General features: G+C 63.2%; 10 protein-coding genes. 5 read left to right on the forward strand and 5 right to left on the reverse strand.

Annotated elements, in window-relative coordinates; genetic code table 11:
• On the forward strand, nt 1-1,005 hold the full coding sequence (gene doeB / locus ACFWXH_RS28735; protein ID WP_379124852.1) for a N(2)-acetyl-L-2,4-diaminobutanoate deacetylase DoeB: 1,005 nt from the start codon (nt 1-3) through the stop codon (nt 1,003-1,005).
• Here doeB and ACFWXH_RS28740 read toward each other — a convergent pair.
• From ACFWXH_RS28740 to fepB, 3 genes are read right to left on the reverse strand one after another with little or no spacing between them, the layout of a single operon-like run.
• Complete coding sequence (locus ACFWXH_RS28740; RefSeq protein WP_379124853.1) at nt 1,002-2,042, reverse strand: FecCD family ABC transporter permease; 1,041 nt, start codon at nt 2,040-2,042, stop codon at nt 1,002-1,004. The genes doeB and ACFWXH_RS28740 overlap by 4 nt on opposite strands.
• Nucleotides 2,039-3,088 carry a FecCD family ABC transporter permease gene (locus ACFWXH_RS28745; protein ID WP_379124854.1) on the reverse strand — a complete coding sequence of 350 codons (1,050 nt, stop codon included), beginning with the start codon at nt 3,086-3,088 and terminating at the stop codon, nt 2,039-2,041. The genes ACFWXH_RS28740 and ACFWXH_RS28745 overlap by 4 nt, the downstream gene beginning before the upstream one ends.
• Before the next feature lie 2 nt (nt 3,089-3,090).
• On the reverse strand, nt 3,091-4,050 hold the full coding sequence (fepB, locus tag ACFWXH_RS28750) for a Fe2+-enterobactin ABC transporter substrate-binding protein (protein ID WP_379124855.1): 960 nt from the start codon (nt 4,048-4,050) through the stop codon (nt 3,091-3,093).
• Between the two features lie 182 nt (nt 4,051-4,232).
• Here fepB and ACFWXH_RS28755 point away from each other — a divergent pair, with 182 nt between their 5' ends.
• Entirely contained in the window at nt 4,233-5,057 is an 825-nt protein-coding gene (locus tag ACFWXH_RS28755) for an ABC transporter ATP-binding protein (protein WP_379124856.1), read from the forward strand.
• Nucleotides 5,054-6,328 carry an NtaA/DmoA family FMN-dependent monooxygenase gene (locus tag ACFWXH_RS28760; protein ID WP_379124857.1) on the forward strand — a complete coding sequence of 425 codons (1,275 nt, stop codon included), beginning with the start codon at nt 5,054-5,056 and terminating at the stop codon, nt 6,326-6,328. The genes ACFWXH_RS28755 and ACFWXH_RS28760 overlap by 4 nt, the downstream gene beginning before the upstream one ends.
• Nucleotides 6,329-6,336: 8 nt before the next feature.
• On the opposite strand, the gene ACFWXH_RS28765 is transcribed toward ACFWXH_RS28760, so the two are convergent.
• Nucleotides 6,337-7,125, reverse strand: coding sequence for an IclR family transcriptional regulator (locus tag ACFWXH_RS28765; RefSeq protein ID WP_054313490.1), 789 nt, complete (start codon nt 7,123-7,125; stop codon nt 6,337-6,339).
• Nucleotides 7,126-7,461: 336 nt separating this feature from the next.
• On the opposite strand from ACFWXH_RS28765, the gene ACFWXH_RS28770 reads away from it, so the two are divergent.
• Nucleotides 7,462-9,552 carry a TonB-dependent receptor gene (locus ACFWXH_RS28770; RefSeq protein WP_379124858.1) on the forward strand — a complete coding sequence of 697 codons (2,091 nt, stop codon included), beginning with the start codon at nt 7,462-7,464 and terminating at the stop codon, nt 9,550-9,552.
• Between the two features lie 68 nt (nt 9,553-9,620).
• Here ACFWXH_RS28770 and ACFWXH_RS28775 read toward each other — a convergent pair whose 3' ends face one another.
• Nucleotides 9,621-11,351, reverse strand: a complete 1,731-nt coding sequence (locus ACFWXH_RS28775) for a winged helix-turn-helix domain-containing protein (protein ID WP_379124859.1) — start codon at nt 11,349-11,351, stop codon at nt 9,621-9,623.
• A 336-nt stretch (nt 11,352-11,687) separates the two neighbouring features.
• Here ACFWXH_RS28775 and ACFWXH_RS28780 point away from each other — a divergent pair, with 336 nt between their 5' ends.
• A complete protein-coding gene (locus ACFWXH_RS28780) occupies nt 11,688-20,150 on the forward strand; it encodes an autotransporter-associated beta strand repeat-containing protein (RefSeq protein WP_379124860.1) in 8,463 nt (2,820 codons plus the stop codon).
• Nucleotides 20,151-20,155 lie beyond the last annotated feature (5 nt).

Genomic DNA, 20,155 nt, shown 5'->3' on the forward strand with positions numbered 1-20,155 from the left:
ATGTCGCGGCCTTCTCCTATTTCTCCCACGGTCGATTTCGATCGTGGAGGTGTCCAGCACGGCTTCCTGCGCCTGCCTTACAGCCGTGACGACTCCGCCTGGGGCTCGGTGATGATCCCGATCTGCGTGGTGAAGAACGGCAACGGCCCGACGGCGTTGCTCACCGGCGGCAATCATGGCGACGAGTATGAGGGGCCCTTGGCGCTCTACGAACTCGCCCGCACGCTCGACCCGAAGGAAGTCTCCGGCACGGTGATCATCGTGCCGGCGATGAACTATCCTGCCTTCCGGGCCGGCACGCGGACCTCGCCCGTCGACAAGGGCAACATGAACCGCAGCTTTCCTGGCCGTCCCGACGGTACGGTCACGGAGAAGATCGCGGATTACTTCCAGCGTGAACTGCTGCCGCGCGCAGATGTCGTCTTCGACTTCCATTCCGGCGGGCGGACGCTGGATTTCGTGCCGTTCTGCGCCGCCCATATCCTGCCGGACAAAGCGCAGGAGGCGCGTGCCTTCGCAGCCGTCGAGGCTTTCTCCGCGCCCTTTTCGATGAAGATGCTCGAGATCGATGCGGTCGGCATGTACGACACTGCGGCCGAGGAGATGGGCAAGGTCTTCGTCACCACCGAGCTCGGCGGCGGCGGCACCTCGCGGGCCGAAACGGTGCGCATCGCCAGGCGCGGCATCCTGAATGTACTGCGACACGAGGGCATCGTGGCCGGTGCGGTCGAGAAGTCCCCGACGCGCTGGCTCGACATGCCGTCCGGCGACTGCTTCTGCTTTGCCGAGGAGGATGGCATGATCGAGACGATGGTCGATCTCGGTGAGCCGATCGATGCCGGCGCCGTTGTCGCGCGCATCCATTCGACCGGCCGCACCGGGCAGGCGCCGCAGGAGATCAGAGCGAAGATTTCCGGCCTGCTGACGGCCCGGCATTTCCCCGGCCTGGTCAAGGCGGGGGATTGTGTGTCGGTGGTGGCCGTGGTCGAGCGCGGGTCGGTCTAGACCGTTCTTTTTCGCGTCAGCAACCAGAGCAGGTAGACACCGCCCAGCATACCCGTGGTGAGGCCGACAGGCATGTTGACCTGGAGAGGCGCGCGTTGGCTGATCAGATCGGCGAGCAGAAGCAGCACTGTCCCCATCAATGCCCCACTCACCAATGGCACGTCGGGTGAAGAGGTCAGGCGCCTGGCAAGCTGTGGTCCTGCCAGGGCGACGAAGGCGATCGGGCCGGCGGCAGCGGTCGCAATTGCGGTCAGGCTGACGGCCGCCATGACCATGGTCAGCCGTGTCCGCTCCGGCGTGACGCCGAGCTGGCTTGCCGTGTCGTCGCCCATTTCCAGCAACGTCGTCCGGCGGGCATTGAGGACGATGACGGGAACAAGCGCCGCGAAGCCTATTGCCGCCGGTATCACATGCGCCCATGTCCGCGTGTTGAGCGAACCGGCCAGCCAGAGCTGGGCGGCCGCAGCCTGATCGAGACCGCCTTTGACCAGCAGGATGGTGTTGATGCCGGACAGGATCGCGCCGACGCCGACACCGACCAGAACGAGCCGATAGCCGCCGGTTGCACCGTTCTTCATCGATAGCAGAAGTACCGCGACGGCTGTCGCGATGCAGGATGCGAACGCCGCAACAGATACGGCGAGCGGACCCGCATCGAAGAGCACGATCTGCAGCAGGGCACCTGTCGCGGCACCGGTGGTGAAGCCGATGATGTCGGGGGAGCCGAGGGCATTGCGCGAAAGCGACTGGAAGATCGCGCCGGCCATGCCGAGCGAGGCACCGACCAGCATCGCCGTTACCATGCGCGGCAACCGAATACGCATGACGATGCGCTCAGCAGTCGGATTGCTGCCTGCCCCGAACAGGCTGCCGACCACTTCGGATGGCGTTAGATGCAGTGTTCCGGTTCCGAGCAGCAGGATGCCGAGCGCGAGGCCAGTCAGCGCGAGTGCGATGCAGACCGCGACAGAGCGTCCACGCAGGCGCAGAGAGAGGCCGCCGATCCGGAGACCAATGAAGGAACTGGACGGTCTCATAGTCTTGCCAATCGGTATCTGCGAACCACGGCGACGAAGAACGGCCCACCGACAAGCAGGGCGACGATGCCCGCCGCGACCTCCGCAGGGGCGACGACAACGCGCCCGGCGATATCGGCGCACAACAGCAGGATCGCAGCGAACAGCGCCGAGAAGGGCAGTAGCCAGCGATAGTCGGGACCGGTGGCGAGTCGGGCGGCATGGGGCGCGACAAGTCCCACGAAACCGATCGGTCCGGTGGCCGCGGTCGCCGCACCCGCCAGGAGCATGACGGTCAGGCAGGCAAGCACCCACGTTCTGCCTAGTCTGACGCCCAACGCTTCGCCAAGATCACGGCCGAGCGCCACGGCGTTCAGGTCCCTCGAGATGAACAAGGCGACCGCAAGTCCGACAGTGACCGCGATGGCAAGTATGCCAGCGACATCGAAACTGCGTCCTTCGATGGAGCCAGCCCACCAGTGGCGGAAATCGTCGACCACCTCCGGCGGTGCGTTGAGCATGATGATGCCGGTCAGCGAACCCAGCATCACGGAAAGGCCGGCACCGGCAAGCACGAGGCGGACCGGATTGGTGCCTGTTTCGTGGGCCTGCCCAAGGATGAAAACGGCAATCCCCGCCAAGCCCGCACCGACAAAAGCGAACCAGACATACTGGATCATCGCCGTGAGATGGAATGCCGCGATCCCGATGATCACGGCCGTCGCCGCGCCCGCATTGATGCCGAGCAATCCGGGCTCCGCGAGCGGGTTTCGGGTGATCGCCTGCATGACGGCTCCGGCGATCCCCAGCGCCAGTCCGGCAAGGATCGCCACGATGGTGCGTGGCACCCGCAATTCCCAGATGACGAGATGCCGGTCATCGAGAGGATCATAGGCTCGGAACGTATCCAGCAGCTCGGCGAATGGAACCGGTCGCGAGCCGACGGCCAGGCTGAGCAGGCTGACAACCGCGAGCGTCAGGACCGCACCGGCGAGACCCCAGAGGCGCTTTCGCCGTTGAACAAGCCGAGACGGCCTCTCGACTTCCCGCTGTTCCCCACGATCCATGATTATCGGAAGTGCCCGGCGACCGCATCGATCATCTGGCGCCCGGAATAATAGTCGATGCGGAATGATGTCGGTCCAAGTGCGTAGACCTTCCTGTTCGCGATGGCGGGCAGATTGGCGAGCATGGGATCGGCGACGAAGGCATCGACATCCTTGTCGGTGCCGCGCAGCAGGAAGACGGTGTCTCCTGTGATGGCCGCGGAAAGGTTCTCGCGCGATATGAAGTCGAAGTCCGAGCGTCGCGTCACATCGCCTTCGATGTCCTTGGGCAGTCCCACCACGTCGAAGCCGAGTGCCGTCAGCAATCTGGCCTGCGGGCTTTCAGGCCGGCCGATCGAATAACTGCCGCCGATATTGTATCCGACGATGCTGACCTTTCCTTTCGGGCGTGTCATCGAGACTGCTGCCTGCGCGGCATAGTCGTCGAACCGCTTGATGGCATCGCCTGCTTTCGCTTCAAGGCCGGTGGCCTTGCCGAGTTCGACGGCGATCTCCTGCCAGCTCCGGTTGGAATAGTTGACGACCATCGTCGGGACGCCTTGCGCGGCAAGTTCGGCCCTGTGCTGTACCACGCTGTCGGCGCCTGTTGCCGAGGCGATCAGCAGATCCGGGTTTTGTCCGATGACGGCTTCGATGTCGAAGTTGAGGTTGGGGTAGAGGACTTCGACGCTGCGTTCGTCGGCCGCCGCAGCCCATTGCGAGAAGAAGCCCTTTTTGTCAGTCAGGATCGTGGGTGTCGTCGCGGCCGTGGCGATCACCGGCGCACCGATGGCCAACAGGATGCCGGTGACGCTGGGCGTGGTCGAGATGATCCGCTGGGGTTTCGATTTCAACGTCAGCGTGCCGCCTGTCTGCGCGATCGTCCTCGGCCAGTCCTGCTCCTGCGCAAGCGCGCGGTCCGGCATCGTCGCGATTGCCGCGACGGCCAGCAGGGAAAGGACGAATTTCTGGATCGGCATCATCGTTGAGGATCGGGTCGGGATTGAAGGGAAGCCGTGGTGCGACCTTGCGTCATCGCACGGGGTGTTAAACTTGACTTGTTTATTCCACAATAGGCATTGTATCCCGCAATGCAATATGCATTCCGTAATGCGATATCGAGGTCGCAGTTCTCACAGGGCCACGGTCAGGCAGGAAGGGCAATATGGCGCATCGTCTGCATGCCGATGGCGTGACGCTTCGCTACGACAAGCGTTTGATTTCGACTGGGTTGTCGGTGGCGATTCCCGATGGGTCCTTCACCGTCATCATCGGGCCGAACGCTTGCGGCAAATCCACGCTTTTGCGTGCGCTGTCGCGACTGCTGCCGCCTTCGGCCGGTCGCGTGGTTCTCGACGGCAGGTGCATCGGCGAGCTTCCGGCGAAGGAAGTGGCCCGCCGCCTTGGCCTGTTGCCGCAAAGCTCCGTCGCTCCCGATGCGATCACCGTCGCGGACCTGGTCGCGCGGGGGCGCTATCCTCACCAATCCTTCCTCAGGCAATGGTCGAAGGCTGATGAAAAAGCCGTGGCCGCCGCTCTGGAAGCCACACACATGACGGATCTGTCCGATCGATTGATGGATGAGCTTTCGGGCGGTCAGCGGCAGCGGGCGTGGATCGCCATGGTGCTGGCGCAGCAAACGCCCATCCTGCTGCTCGACGAACCAACCACCTTCCTCGACATCGCGCACCAGATCGAATTGCTCGACCTCTTGGCCGACCTCCACCACCAGGGCCACACCGTCGTCGCCGTCCTGCACGATCTCAACCATGCCTGCCGCTATGCATCCCATCTGATCGCCATGAAGCATGGTGCGATCGTCGCCGAAGGCAGGGCTGTCGAGATCGTCACCGAGCAACTGGTCGAGGCGGTTTTCGGCCTGCCTTCGGTCATCATCGCCGATCCGGTCTCGGCAACCCCGCTGGTCATCCCTAAAGGACGGCCGGTTCCCGCAATCCATGGTCCAGACAGCAGAAAACAATCGGCATGACCACGCACAGGAAACTGCACATCGGATTGAGCCTGACGCCCACCTGGCTCAAGGGACAGCGTCCGCATCCGGATGAGGCGCTCTCGGCGGGCATGGGACCGGTCGAGTATTATGTCGAGCTCGCCCAGGCGGCCGAAAGAGCAAAGCTCGATTTCGTCTTCAGGCCGGATTATCTCGTCATGAACCAGGCCATGGTGGCGCATTCGCCTACCCATGTCGGGCTCGACCCGACGATGATGCTGGCCGCGATCGCGCGGGAGACCGAGAAGATCGGGCTCGTCACGACGGCCTCGACCACCTTCAATCCGCCCTATGTCGTTGCCCGCCAGACCCAGTCCCTGCACTGGATCAGCAAAGGCAGGGCCGGCTGGAACATCGTGACCTCGATTGAGGGTGCCGAGAATTTCGGCAACGAGCCGATGCCTTCGCCGGAAGTCCGCTATCGCAGGGCCGCGGAGTTCACTGATCTCGTGCGGCAGCTATGGGCAAGCTACCCCGGCGTTTCGTCGTCGGCATCGGTCCGGACGATCGACCATGCCGGCGAGTTCTTCCATGTGAAGGGACCTCTCAATGTTCCGGGGCATGAGGCCGGCCCGCCGCCGTTGTTTCAGGCCGGCGCGTCCGAAATCGGCCGCAGCTTCGCAGCGTCGGTCGCGGATGCGACCTTTGCCGCCATGCCGGACATCGGCGACGGCATCGAACTGCGCGCGGATCTGCGCAACAGGGCAGAACGGCAAGGACGCCCGGCGAATGCCGTCCGCGTCTTGCCCGGGCTCTATTTCTTCCTTGCCAGGACGCGCGAGGAAGCCTGGAAACTGCACGAACGCGCGCACGCACATCTGACACGCGAGCGCCGCGTGGAAGCGTTGAAGAGCGTGCTTGGACTGGATGTCGGCGCGCTTGCCCCGGGCAGCCGCGTCAGCCCTGATCTTCTGCCTGCTTCCGACCATCCCGTCCGCAGCCGAACCCATGCCGAACTGCTGCGCCGCTTCATTGCTGCGAACAGCCCGACTGTCGAGGAGGTGCTGGCACGGCCTGAAGTCGTCGGCTCCGCGCACTGGGTTTCCGTCGGCACAGTCGACGATGTCCTGAACGACATCGTCGAGCGCTTCGAGGCGGGTGCACTCGACGGCTTCATCGCGCTCCCCGGCGGTTCGGTGGGTTCGCTCAAGCTTTTCTTCGAAGAACTGGTTCCCGAACTGGTGCGGCGCGGCCTGTTCCGCGGTGAGTATGAAAGCTCCACATTGCGGGGGCACCTGGGCATCCGGTGAGGTGTTGTTCACCCGCGATGCGGAGAAGCCCCGGATTCGAGCGAGGCCTGTGTGGCCATGGCGCGCAGAGCGCTCCAGTGCCCGGTGGCTTCGGCCGTCTTGACGAAGGAGACGGTGGTGACGACGCAGGCGATCTCGTTCTGCGCGTTGAACACCGGTGCTGCCTTGCCGGTCAGCAGAGAGAACAGATGCTCGTTGAGTTCGACGCCGGCGGCCTGGCGTGCTGCATCGAGCGTCTCTTTCGAGGGCGGGCTGCCCCTGAACGTTGCGGGTTGTCGCTTGCGCGCCGCGGCGACCGTCTCGCGCGGCAGATAGGCCTGGAACACCAGGCCGCAGGCGGTGTTGTCAAGCGGCAGGACATCGCCGAGCGAAACCGTGCTGATCGAGAAATCCGAGCTGCGGTACCAGCGGATGATGGTCGGTCCCTGATCGGTCCAGATCGCGACGCCGCAGCTGGCCGCGATTTCCGACGACAGCGTCTTCATCAGGCGTGCCGCGACTTCGATGGGCTCGATGCGCCGCAACGCGCCGATGCCGATGCTGAGCGCGGCCGGCCCCAGATCGTAGCGGCCGGTCATCGGGTCCTGGGCAACCAGCCGTTCGCGGACAAGGCTTTGCATGTAGCGATGCGCCGTCGAGGTGCCTGTCCGCCCCTGCCGGGCGACTTCGCCAAGCGCCAGTGGGCCGTCGGCTCTCGCGAGAATATCCAGGAAGCGTGCTGCGATGGACACCGACTGGATGGTCGTGGAGCGTTTGCCGCTGCTGATTTCCTCGTCGTCGGACCTGTCTGGTTTCACGCGTTCTGTTCCGTGGCGACCGGCAAGGGCCTGGGGGCTGGGGCAATCATGCGGACAAGATCAAGGCTGACAGTGGCGAGGATAAAGATCGGCGACTGTGTTTCGGCTAACGGACGAGGTGACGTTACGGTGCTTCGGGTCTGCGATCAATCGCTCCGGCTTGCCGTTGCCCCGGTTTCCTCATGGGCTCTTTTTCCCTGCGACAGTTTCAGCGAGGTTCATCTCAGACGCCCGGTCTCATGTTGACATGCGGAATGCGCTATGCATTGTGGAATTCTTCCGCGAGCCACGGTCCGTTCCTAGCCAGCGTTTCTTGTCTGGGCGATCGGGGACTTCATGCCATCTCATCTTATTACGCCACTAAAGCTTGGCGTCAGTGCGCTTTCGATCCTGTCGGTGTTCGCGGCGACCGCCGCTTCGGCTAAGGAAAAACCGCCGGCTGCGGCAGAAAGCGCTACCTTGCTCGAGCGCATCGTCATCACCGGCGAGAAGATCGCACGCAGCCTCAAGGACACGGCCTCGTCTGTCACGGTCATCACCGGCAAGCAGATTGCGAAGGAAAAGACCGGCGATTCTTCCGTGTCCGAGGTGGTCCAGGACGTGCCCAATGTCGTCTTCACCGACACTGTCAGCACGCCGATCATCCGTGGACAGGACACGCAGGGTCCGCTCACCGGCCAGGGATCGTTCTGGGGTGGCACGGTACCGCGCGCCACCATCAATCTCGACGGCCACTACCTGAACTACAACGAGTTCTATTTCGGTGCGGCGTCGGCCTGGGATGTGGACAGCATCGAGGTATTCCGTGGACCGCAGACAACCTCGCAAGGCGCCAACGCCATCGCCGGCGCGATCATCGTCAACACCAAGGATCCGACCTTCACGCCCGAGGCCGCCTATCAGGCGGAGATCGGCAGCTACAATTCCAAGCGCGCCTCGTTCATGCTGTCCGGTCCGATCGTCGACAACGAACTCGCGGCGCGCCTTGCGGTGGACTATTCCGGCCGTGACACCTTCATCGACTACATCAGCACCAAATTCCAGCACGGCGACACCGACCAGGATTTCGAGGCGCTGAATGCCCGCTTCAAGCTGTTGTGGCAACCGGCCGAAATCCCCGGCCTGGAAGCGAAATTCACCTATTCGCACAATGGGTCGAACCGTCCGTCGCAGGAAGCTGCGTCGATGCCGTTCGAGAACCTCGAACACATCACCACAACGATGCCGACCTGGAAGCAGGACACCAACACCGGCATTTTCGACATCAGCTATGACGTCGGCAACGGCTTCAAATTCTTCAACCAGGCACAGTATTCGGCATCGTCCGTTCACCGAACCACCGGGCTCGTCAACAATGGCGATGCCGATGTCGAGCAGAAGAACGCCTCCAACGAAGCGCGCGTGACCTTCGGCGAGCAGGGCGATGCCTTGAGCGGAGTGGCGGGCGTCTATTACGCCCACACCAAGAGCGACGAGGTGCTCTATCTCAGCGGTTTGTCGACCTTCGACGACACCAAGCAGAATCTCGGCCTTTTCACCGAGGCGAGCTACCGGCTGACCGATTTTTGGACGCTGACCGGCGGCCTGCGCTATCAGCAGGATCATATCCAGCGCGAGGGCAAATCGGTCTTTGCGCCGCAGCCGGTCGATTTCGACACCACCTTCAGCGCGGTGTTGCCGAAAGTCTCGTTGGCCTATGCGGTGACGCCTGACCTCACCGTGGGTGCGATGGTGAACCGTGGCTACAATCCGGGCGGCGTATCGCTGAACCTCAACGCACGAAAGTGGATGCCTTTCGAGGAAGAAACACTCTGGAATTATGAGCTGTTCACGCGCGCCAGCCTGCTGGACGACACGCTGACACTCAATGGCAATCTGTTCTACATGGATTTCAAGAACGCCCAGTACACGATACCGGTCGTCATCTCCTCCGGCGTTGCGCAGTCCTACACGATCAACGCCGAAAAGGCCCATGCCTATGGGCTGGAGGTCGGAGCGGATTACCTGATACTCGACAATCTGACGCTCAAGGCAAGCGTAGGTTTGCTGCGCACGCGCATCGACAGGATCGCCAGCAATGTCAGCTACGAAGGCAACGAGTTCGCCAAGTCGCCCGGCTATATGCTGAGCTTCGGCGCCAGCTGGGACGTGACGGAGAAGTTCAACCTCTCCGGCGAGGTCCGCCACATGGACAGGTATTATTCCGATACGGCCAACACGCCGAGTTATCTGATCGAGCCCTATACGATCGCGGATGCCCGTGCGAGCTACGACTTCAACGAGCACCTGCAGGTCTATGGCTACGTCAAGAACATCTTCGACGAACGCGCGCCGACCTACATGCAGCAGAACCGCGGCATCGGTGGCGTCGAGGCGAGCATGACCATGCCACGCACCTTCGGTGTTGGCGTGAGAGGGAGTTTTTAAGGCAGGCCGATCAGGATGAGCGCGGAGTCCCCATTGTGGCTCCGTGCTCAATGATTTCTGGAGGGCCTTTAGTTTCGCGGCAGCCCTACATCGACCATCGTCTGGACGATGCCCAAGCTCGCTTCGACAAAGGCCGGGCTGGCGTTGCGGTCTGGTGGCCGCACGTTCAGCGCGGTTGAATTTGGGCGCAGTGCCATCCCTTTGGCCAGCGCGGCCTTTGCCTCATCCGGGTGGCCGGCGCGTTGAAGCGCTGCGGCCAGCAACAGGTAGGGGCGCCCCGAGGCAGGCGTAATGGCGATGGATTTTTTGATCCATTCCACCGCCTCGTCATTGCGGCCGAGCATGAGATAGGCCCAGCCGATGCCGATCTTCCAGGTCCAGCGGGAGACGGCAGGGGTGTCGAAGCCATCTGCCTGCTTGAACGTTGCAAGTGCATCCTCGGTGCGGCCGAGCTGAAGCTGCGTGAGGCCAAGCTGGTAGAGCGCACCGCCGTTCCAGGGATCGAGGTTCAGCACACGTGCGCAGGCCACCAGGCTTTCGACGAAATTGTTGGTTGCGGTCAGGAAACGGCAATAGGCTTCCAGGCCAGGCAAGTAGCGCGGCTTTGCGTGCAGCGCGCGTTCCAGCAAAGACCTTGCCCGTGTTTCCGACGCAGTCATTTCGACCGGGCCATACCAGACCATCTGGATGCCGCGCGTCTGCAACGCTGCGAGCGTGACTTGCAGGTCGACATTGTCCGGTTCTTCGGTCAGCGCATTCTCCAGCATCACCTGTGCCGTGGCAAAGCGCTCGCGCGTCGTCTGGTTGATCGAGGCGACGGCCTGCTCGACGACAACCTTGGCGTTGTCGGCGGGTGAATTAAGTGCGATTCCCCTGGCATCGGGATAAAGCGATGCGTTGATACGCAGCGCGAGCTCATGACCGAGGCCGGCGGCGAGCCTGGATTGCTGAACGGACGTCTCGATTTCGTCTGTGCCGACCGAAACCGACGTCGTCCATTTTACCTCGCCGGTCGCGGTGTCGGTCATGCGCGCTTCCAATGTCCAGGCATTGGGGCTTCGCTGCAGCTCGCCATTCACCAGGAAATCGGCATCGACGACGGAGGCTGACACACCGGCCAGCAATGCCGTCGCCGGTTTTGTTCGTGACGTGACCACGCGGATCGTGTCGATCCTGGCCAGGCCATCGCTCAGGCGCTCGGTCACGTTTCCCGCCATCGACGCCGATTGCGCATCGCTGTTTGCGGCGGCGATCGGCATCACCATGACCACGGGCGGCTTGCGCGAGAAAATCAAGTTTGGCGCGATCCCCGGCGCCGCGGCCGCCAAGCCGAGGATCGCGCAGAAACTCATGACGATAGCAGCCCAGCCGCGCAAGCCACGGAAGGATTGCTGTCGTGCCGCTGGCGCTGCGTGCATTTCCGCTGACGGGGCAGTTGTCCGCTCCTCCTTTGTCGCGGTCGATACAGACTCCGTTTGAACAACAAGATCGGCAGGCGCGCCCGTCACTTCGGCATCGAACATGTAGCCACGCCCGGAGACGACCTTGATCAGGCTGCGTTCTTCGTCACCGAGCGCTGTCCGTATTTCGCGGATGCACTGGAACAGGCTGTCCTCGCCGACATGGATGTTCGGCCAGATTGCCTCCATCAGTTCCTGCTTGCTGACGATCCGTCCAGCATTGGCGGCGAAGAGATACAGCATGTCGAAGGTTTTCGGACGCAGCCGTACCGGGCTGCCATCGGCATCCCGCAACTCCGCACGTCGCTGATCGAGCTCAAAGCCGGCGAACCGGAGCACTTCCCCCCCACCTTCCGTAGCAGTGCCGCGTATCGTTCAAATATCAGAAAATCTTCAGAAAGTCTTCGACGCCGCTTCAGGACGGCTCCGCACCTTCAATGAGATGAAATGCTCGGGATGCCGTTTCAGGGCAGGGCTGCTTGTGCGGGGAACTTACTTTGAAATCAAGGATTTTGAAGGCGGCGTTGACCGCTTGGAGCCGCGATTTGCACGCCGCTTCGGCAGATATCCCGCAGTTGCCGCGCCTGACTTTTTTCGGGTGCATCTGCCTCGCGTGACGCGTCGGCCGCCCCTCTCCAATTCCACCGCCGACATCAAAGCATGCGGAGCATTTTCGTGATTTCTGGGAAGAAGAACCTGACGCAAGCCAACCGCGCTGCGCTGCGGTCGGCTGTCATGCGTATGGCATTGTTGACTGCCTCAGTGGCGCCGTTGGCGCTGATCGCCGCCGCGGGACCGGCATGGCCGGACAGTATTGGTCAGAATGGCTCAAACGGTGGAGGAGCGCCGAACTATTCCACTCCGGGCGGCGGCGGAGCCGCCGGCAATGCCGGGGACGGCAGCGGCGCGACGGGCTCTGGTGGCGGTGGCGGCGCAACGGGCGGTTCTGGCAATCGTGGCGGTTCAGGAGGTGGCTCGGACGGCGGCGGCGGCGGGGGAGCGGGATATAGCTTAGGCGCGGGCGGCGGCGGTGGCGGTGCGGGTGGCGCCGGTCTCAGGCTGACGACTGATATTGTCAATAGCGCTACGATCAAGGGAGGTAACGGCGGCAACGGTGGTTCCGGCGCCGCGAACTATTCACAATCCTGGAACTATGCTGGCGGCGGCGGTGGTGGCGGTGGCGGGTCCGGCATCATTGTCACGACGGGGAGCAGTCTGACCAATACTGGCACCGTAACCGGCGGCAATGGCGGTGGTGGGGCATCCGTGGTCGGTCCCGGTATCAGCAACCCATTTGCCGATCCCTCTGGCAATGGCGCGGGAGGGCTGGGCGGCAACGGCATTACTGCAACCGCCACCAATGGCCTGACGATCAACAATTCCGGTACGATCCAAGGAGGTGGTGGCGGCACGGATTTCCAGAACTTCCAGCCCTATCGCCCTCAGGCCGGCGGCTACGGAATCATCGGCCAGAACCTGACGATCATCAACAGCGGGACCATTTTGGGCGGCGCGCGTGGCGGCGCCGGCGGCCTTACCGGAAACCTCACTTCCGCCATCGCCATCACCGGCGGGACGAACAGCATCCAGGCGCTTGCCGGCAGCAATATCGGCAAGATCGAGCTTGCCGCGGGCACGACGACCGTTTCCGGCATATACTCGAACGTCCTTCAGGTGAATGGTGGCGCCACACTCACGGTGAGCGATGCCGCTGGCGATGCGACCGGGTTCACCAGTCTCAACAATTTCGGCACTGTAACGATCGGCGCCGGCAGCATGCTGTCGGCCGGGACGATCGCGAATGCGGGAGGGATCACGCTCGGCGTCGGTGCGAGGCTCTTCGGCACGGGCAACACGCTGAACAACGATTCCGTCATCAATGTCGCTACCGACGGCGTCGTGATGGATAATGGCGACATCAACAACAATGCCACTGGCACGATCAATTTCAACGGCCCGGGCGGTACGGCGACACTCTCTCCTGGAGTTGGCTATAGCGTCAACAATCGCGGTCAGATCAAGGTTCTCGGCGGCGATGTCGACGTGCAGGTGAGCAACATCAACAACCTGGGCAACGGCCAGGTGTCGCTGACCGGCGGCGATATGTTCAATGTGGCCACGTTTACAAACTCCGACACCGCGACGTTGACCATCGATGCCGGCCGGAAGCTCAGCCTGGGGACACTCACCTTCAACGGCGGCACTATCTCGGGCACCGGTATCATCGAAGCCGCCAACAATCTCAACCTCTTGGGGGCGGGCACGATTGGCGCGACGCTGGCGGGCAGCGCCGGCCTGGTCAAGACCGGTCCTTCCGGCATGGTCATTCTCACCGGCAACAACACCTACACCGGTGGAACCACCGTGAGCGGTGGCGGTGGGCTGCAACTGGGCACCAGCGGCACTGCTGGCTCCATCCGTGGGGCGGTGACCGTAAACAGTGGCACATTCAACCTGACCAATGCCGACACGACGGCCATCACAGGCATCACGAACAAAGCCACCACGAATTTCTACAACAACACCACTGCAGGCAGCGCCACGATCACGAATACGGGCGAGCTGTATTTCTACGACACCAGCAGCGCCGCCAGCGCCAGGATCACCAACAACTTCTTTGTCGAGTTTCACGACGGCAGCAAGGCCGGCGCAAGCAACATCACCAACAACAACACGCTTCTGTTCTATCAGAACAGTCTGGCGGGCAACGCCGCAATCACCAACAACAACGGTGGTTTCCTGAACTTCGATAATTTCAGTTCCGCGGACGCTGCGCACATCACCAACGGCGGCACGCTGGCCTTCTATGGAAACAGCTCTGCGGGCAATGCCGACATAACCAACGATCAGGATCTGACTTTTTATGATGCGAGCCAGGCGGGCTCCGCCGAGATCACGAACAACGGCAGCCTGACATTCCGCTCCACTGCGACGGCCGGCAGTGCCAAAATCACCAACAATTCCAATGTTGCGTTCCTCTTCAACAGCAATGCCGGCAATGCCGAGATCAACAACGTTGCCGGCACCGTCGATTTCTCCGGTTCGACTGGCGCCAACGGCGACAAGAAGCTCAGCGCCGGCTCGATCGCTGGCGGTGGCTCCTATCTGCTAGGCGACAACGAGTTGACCGTCGGTTCGAACGGCCTCTCGACCGAGGTCAGCGGGACTATCGGCGGTACCGGCGGTTCGCTGGTCAAGCTCGGCAATGGCACGCTGAAGCTTTCGGGCACCAGCACCTATGCCGGGCGGACGGCGGTTTCCGGCGGCACGCTGCAAGGCGGCGCGACCAACGCATTTTCGTCGATTGGCGCGTTCTCTGTTGCCGGCGGCGCGACCATCGATCTCGGCGGGTTCGATCAGGAGATCAACTCGCTGACCGGTGACGGGCTTGTCACCAATACCGGCAGTTCCGACGCGACATTGACGGTCGGTCGCGACGACAGCTCGACCGTTTTCAACGGAACGTTCCAGGATGGCGGTGCGGGCTTTCCTACTCTGGCTCTAAGCAAAATCGGCACCGGTACGTTGACGCTGACCGGAACCAGCAGCCATCGCGGTGGCACGGCGGTCAATGCCGGCACGCTGCAGCTCGGCACGATTGGCGGCGGCGGCGTTGCGGGCAAGATCATGGGTTCCGTCGAGGTAGCCGCGAGCGGCACCTTCGACATCGTCAACATCGACGCGGCCAGCGCCCTGTCCATCACCAACAGCGGCACCACCAATTTCCGCGCTGCCGCAAATGCCGGCGGCAGCGGCAGCACCATCCAGATCAATGCCGGCACGGTGAATTTCCACGATACGGCCACCGGCGGTAGTGCCAACATCAACAACGGCAGCGGCGTTCTCAACTTCCACGACAGCAGCAAGGCGGCAAGCGCCGAGATCTCCAATCTTCAGTCGATCAATTTCAACGGCGACAGTTCGGCTGACCATGCCCGCATCAGCAACATGTCGGCCATGAATTTCAACGACCGCAGCACGGCTGGCAGCGCGACGGTCGAGAACGACGGTGTCATTGTTTTTGCGGGTGACAGCACGGCGGAAAGCGCGGCCATTACGATCAACTCGGGCGGCTCGGTCAAATTCCAGGACACCAGCAGCGGTGGTTCTGCACGCTTTATCAACAAGGCTGGCGGCAGTTTTCATATCAAAGACCTGACCTCGGCCGGGACGACTGTCGGTTCGATCGAAGGAGCCGGTACATATTATCTCGGATCCAAGAAGCTGACGGTTGGGTCCAACGATCAGTCGACCGAGGTCAGCGGTACGATCGCGGACGGCCCCACGGGCACCGGCGGTTCGCTGGTCAAGACCGGCACCGGTGTCCTGACGCTTTCCGGCAACAACACATATACCGGTGGCACCTCGCTGCTGGGAGGCGCCGTGCAGGCGACGAGGGACGTCAATCTGGGCGATGCCTCCGGCGTCCTGACCTTCGACGGCGGCGCGCTCAAACTGGGCGCGTCGTTCGATCTCGCCGCCACGCGTCAGATCATCTTCAACGGGGGTGGCGGTACAATTGACACCAATGGCTTCGCCACGTCGATCTCACAGGGCATCACAGGCACCGGCGGGTTGACCACGACCGGCAGCGGGACGCTGACGCTTTCCGGCAACAGCGGTTACAGCGGCGCCACGACGGTGAGTGGCGGCAAGTTGCTCGTGAACGGCTCGATTGCTTCGTCGTCGAGTGTTACCGTCGACGCGGGTGCAACGATTGGTGGCAACGGCACGCTTGGCAGCACCGTCATCAACGGCACGCTGTCAGCCGGCAGCAGCCCTGGCAAGCTGACAGTCGACGGCAATCTGGTCCTGGGCTCGACGTCGACCAGTCTCTTCGAACTGGGTGCGCCGGGGGTTGTCGGCGGTCCCGCCAATGACCTCGTCTACGTCACTGGCAATCTTGTGCTCGGCGGCACGTTGCTGACGCCCGGCGCAGTGTCGGGCTATTACAGGCTCTTCGATGTCGACGGCACAGTCTCCGGCAACTATGCGAGCGTGCCGATCAACGCCAGCGTCCAGACCGCTATCCCGCATCAGGTGAACCTGTTCATCCAGAATGGCGATCAGATCGTCCAGTTCTGGGATGGTGCCGACGCCATCGGCAACGGCATCGTCAATGGCGGTGCCGGGATGTGGAGCGCCGCTGGAACCAACTGGACCGGCGCTCCCGGCAGCGCCGATTTCAACGATCAATGGCGTGGTTCTGTCGCGGTGTTTGCGGGTACGGGTGGACTGGTGAAAGTCAGCGGACCTGTCGATTTCGAAGGCATCCAGTTCGCGAGCGACGGCTACAAGATCGAAGGCGATGATCTGACGCTGAGCGGTGACAGCGAGAACAACACCGCGGCGAGCTTTGTCACCGTCAACGGCGGAGCCATAGCCGAGATCGCCTCGGCGCTGACGGGGGGCGCGGGCATCGGGCTCGACAAGTTCGGCAGCGGCACGCTGATCCTCTCGGGCGCCAACACCTATACCGGCGCCACGACCATCAAGGGCGGCACGCTGGCGCTGTCGGGGCTGGGCAACATCGGTATGTCGAGCGTCGTCGCCATTGAAAACGGCACATTCGACATTTCCGGGCGGTCGCTGCCGTTCGCAGCGATCACCAGCCTTGCCGGCACTTCCATCGGAACGGTCGAGCTCGGCAGCAAGGGATTGGTCATAACCAACGGTTCGACAGAATTCGCCGGCCTCATCAAGGGTAGCGGCGGAGTGGAGATCGCCGGCGGCACGCAGACATTGTCGGGCGTCAGCACCTACACCAATGCCACGCAGATCGACGCCGGTGCCACGCTGGCGCTGAAGGGGAGCGGATCGATCGCAAGCTCTGCCTATGTCGGCTTTGTATCCAACGGGGTTCTCGACATTTCGCAGACGACCGCGGGCGCGCGCATCGCCGGCCTGTTCAGTGCAACCGGCAATGGCATCGTGGCGCTCGGTTCGAAGACCCTCACCATCACCGACGGTTCCCTGTTCGGCGGCTCGATCCGCGACGGCGGTATCGGCGGCGGCACCGGTGGCAGCGTGGTGATCGCCAATGGCGCGACCCAGATGTTCTCGGGCGTCAACATGTTCACCGGCTCGACGACGATCGAGCAGGGGGGCACCTTGCAGCTCTCGGGCGATGGCAGCTTGTTTGCCTCCAGCGGTGTCATCGCGAATGGCGTCTTCGACATTTCCGCGCAGAGTACCGGATCCGGGCCGGGGATCAAAGCGCTGACCGGCAGCGGCCAGGTCTATCTCGGCGACAGGAACCTCGGCATCGTGAATGCGGATGGCACCTTCTCCGGCATCATCAGCGATTGCGGGGCGACAGGTACCGACTGCTTCAACACTTCGACCGGCGGTTCGCTCACGCTGAGTGGCGGCACGCTGACCTTGACCGGTGTCAACACCTACACCGGTGGTACCACCGTGGGGTATTTCGGAGCCCCCGGCAGCACCAAACTCATCGTGACCAACGATCATGCGGTCGGTAGTGGCCATGTGTTGTTGAACGATGCCGGCCTGTTCCAGGCGGGCGCGGATGGTCTTTCCTTCGCCAACCGTTTCGAGGTCAGCCCGAGCTATGGCACGGTCGATACCAACGGCCACACCATGACCATTGCCGGCGTGATTGCCGATGCCTCCGATCCCGGCACCCTGCACAAGGCCGGCGCCGGCACGCTGATCCTGACCAATGACAACACCTATGGCGACGGCACCGTGGTTGAAGCCGGCACCTTGCAGATCGGCAATGGCGGCACCACAGGCTCGATCCTGGGCGATGTGCAGCTTGGCGGCACGCTCGCCTTCAACCGCTCGGACACCTACACCTTCCTCGGCGTCATCTCGGACAGGGCAGGCAGCCACGGCCAGGTCGCGCAGAACGGCACTGGCGTGGTGGTGCTTGCGGGCACCAACAGCTATTCGGGCGGCACCTTCTTCAACAAGGGCACGATCGCCGCTTCGAGCGACGGCAATCTCGGCGATGCCGCCGGCGCGCTCACCTTCGATGGCGGCGCGCTGCGCTATGACGCAGCCTTCGATGTCGCGGCAACCCGCGCGGTCACGCTCCAGGCAGGCGGCGGCACCTTCGACAGCAATGGCTTCGCGGCAGGCGTCGCTGCCGACATCACCGGTGCCGGCGGCCTGACCAAGGCGGGGGCGGGAACCCTGACGCTGTCGGGCCACAACGACTACAGCGGCGCTACCACGGTTGCGCAAGGCACGTTGAGCGCCAGTGTCGCCCATGCCTTCTCGGCTCGCAGCGCGGTGTCGGTGGCGGGCGGCGCCAAGCTTGATCTCGGCAGCCTCGACCAGGTCATCGGCACGCTGTCGGGGGCCGGCGACGTCGCAATGGGAAGTGGCAATCTCACCGTCGACGAGACCAGCAACTCGACCTTCTCCGGCGCTCTCTCCGGCGGCGGCACCTTCACCAAGTCCGGCTCCGGCAAGCTGATGCTGTCGGGAACCAGCACCTATACCGGCCAGACCTTCGTCAAGCAGGGCACGCTGTCGGTCAACGGCTCGATCGCCTCTTCGTCGGGTATCACCGTCGAAACAGGCGGCACGCTCGGCGGTACCGGCACATTGGCTTCGGTGACGGTGATGAATGGCGGCACGCTGGCTCCGGGCAATTCGATCGGCACCGTCAACGTCGCCGGCAATCTGGTGATGGGTGCCGGCTCGACCTATGCGATCGAGCTCGACCCGGCTTCCGCCGACCGTACCAATGTGACAGGAACCGCCAATCTCTCCGGCGGCACCGTCGCCACCAGCTATGCGGCGGCCACCTATATCCAGAAGACCTACACCATCCTCAATGCACAGGGCGGACTGGGCGGCACCACCTTCGCCGGCTTGACCGGCACTGCCCCGACCGGCTTCACGCACAAGCTCGCCTATGACGGCAACAATGCCTATCTGGCGCTCGATCTCGACATGCGTGAGCCGGGCAATCCTGGCGGCAGGCCGGTCTTCGATCCGCTCAACCGCAACCAGCGCTCCGTGGCTAATGCCATCGTCGGCTATTTCGATGCCAAGGGCGGCATCCAGACGGAGTTCGGTGCGCTCGACAGCGCCGGCCTCTCGCTGGTCTCCGGCGAGCCGACGGCCGGTGCGATCAGCTCCGGCATCCAGGGTACCGATCAGTTCCTGAGCCTGCTGTCGGGTGAGGCGATGGCGGATCGTGGCGGGCAGGGCACTTCCTCCAGCAGCACAGTGGCTGCCTTTGCCGACGAGAAGACAGCAGGAGACGGTGACAAAGCCTTGGCTGCCCTCGGCGCCAAGTCCGATCGTCTGGCCGGTCCTGTCGCAAAGGTCTTCGACAGCCGCTGGCGCAGCTGGGGTGCCACCTATGGCGGTACCTCCGAGATCGGTGGCGACAGTGCTGCCGGCTCCCATGACACCGACCTGAAGACATTTGGACTGGCCGGCGGTATTGCCCGCAAATGGGACGACGCCACGCTCGGCATCGCGCTGGGCGGCGGCTCGTCGGACTTCCATCTTGCCGACAAGCTCGGCAGCGGCAGCGCGCGCTTCTTCAATGCCGGTGCCTTTGGCCGGCAGGAGTTCGGCAACGCCTATGTCGCCGCTGCGGCCGCCTACAGCTTCTACGATGCCGAGACCAGCCGCACCGTGCTCGGCACTGTGCTGTCGGGCGATTTCAACGCCCATGCCTTCTCCGGACGCATCGAGGCCGGCTACGACATCGAGACATCGCTGGCGACGCTCACCCCCTATGCCGCCTTCCAGGCCATCGCCTACCGGATGCCGGGCTACTCCGAGACCGGCGCCGGCAGCTTCGGGCTGACCTACAAGGGCAACACCACGACCGTCACCCGCACCGAGCTCGGCGCCAGGCTGGATCACGGCATCGGCCTCGACAACGATGCAACGCTGACGCTCTCGGGCCGTGCCGCCCTTGCCATCAATGGCGGCGACGCAATCGGCTTCGTCGCCGGCTTCCAGGCCCTGCCTGGCACCAGCTTCAGCATCGAAGGGGCCAATCCGGACCGCTACAGCGCACTCATCGACGTCGGTGTCCAATACACAACCGCCAACGGCTTCTTCGCCGCGGCAACGCTCCAGGGCGAGGTCTCCCGAAACGTCCACAACATCGCAGGAACCGCAAAAATCGGGATGAAATGGTGAGGGAC

Origin of the sequence: Mesorhizobium sp. NPDC059054 (genome assembly GCF_042739215.1) — a bacterium.
Taxonomy (GTDB): Bacteria; Pseudomonadota; Alphaproteobacteria; order Rhizobiales; family Rhizobiaceae; genus Mesorhizobium.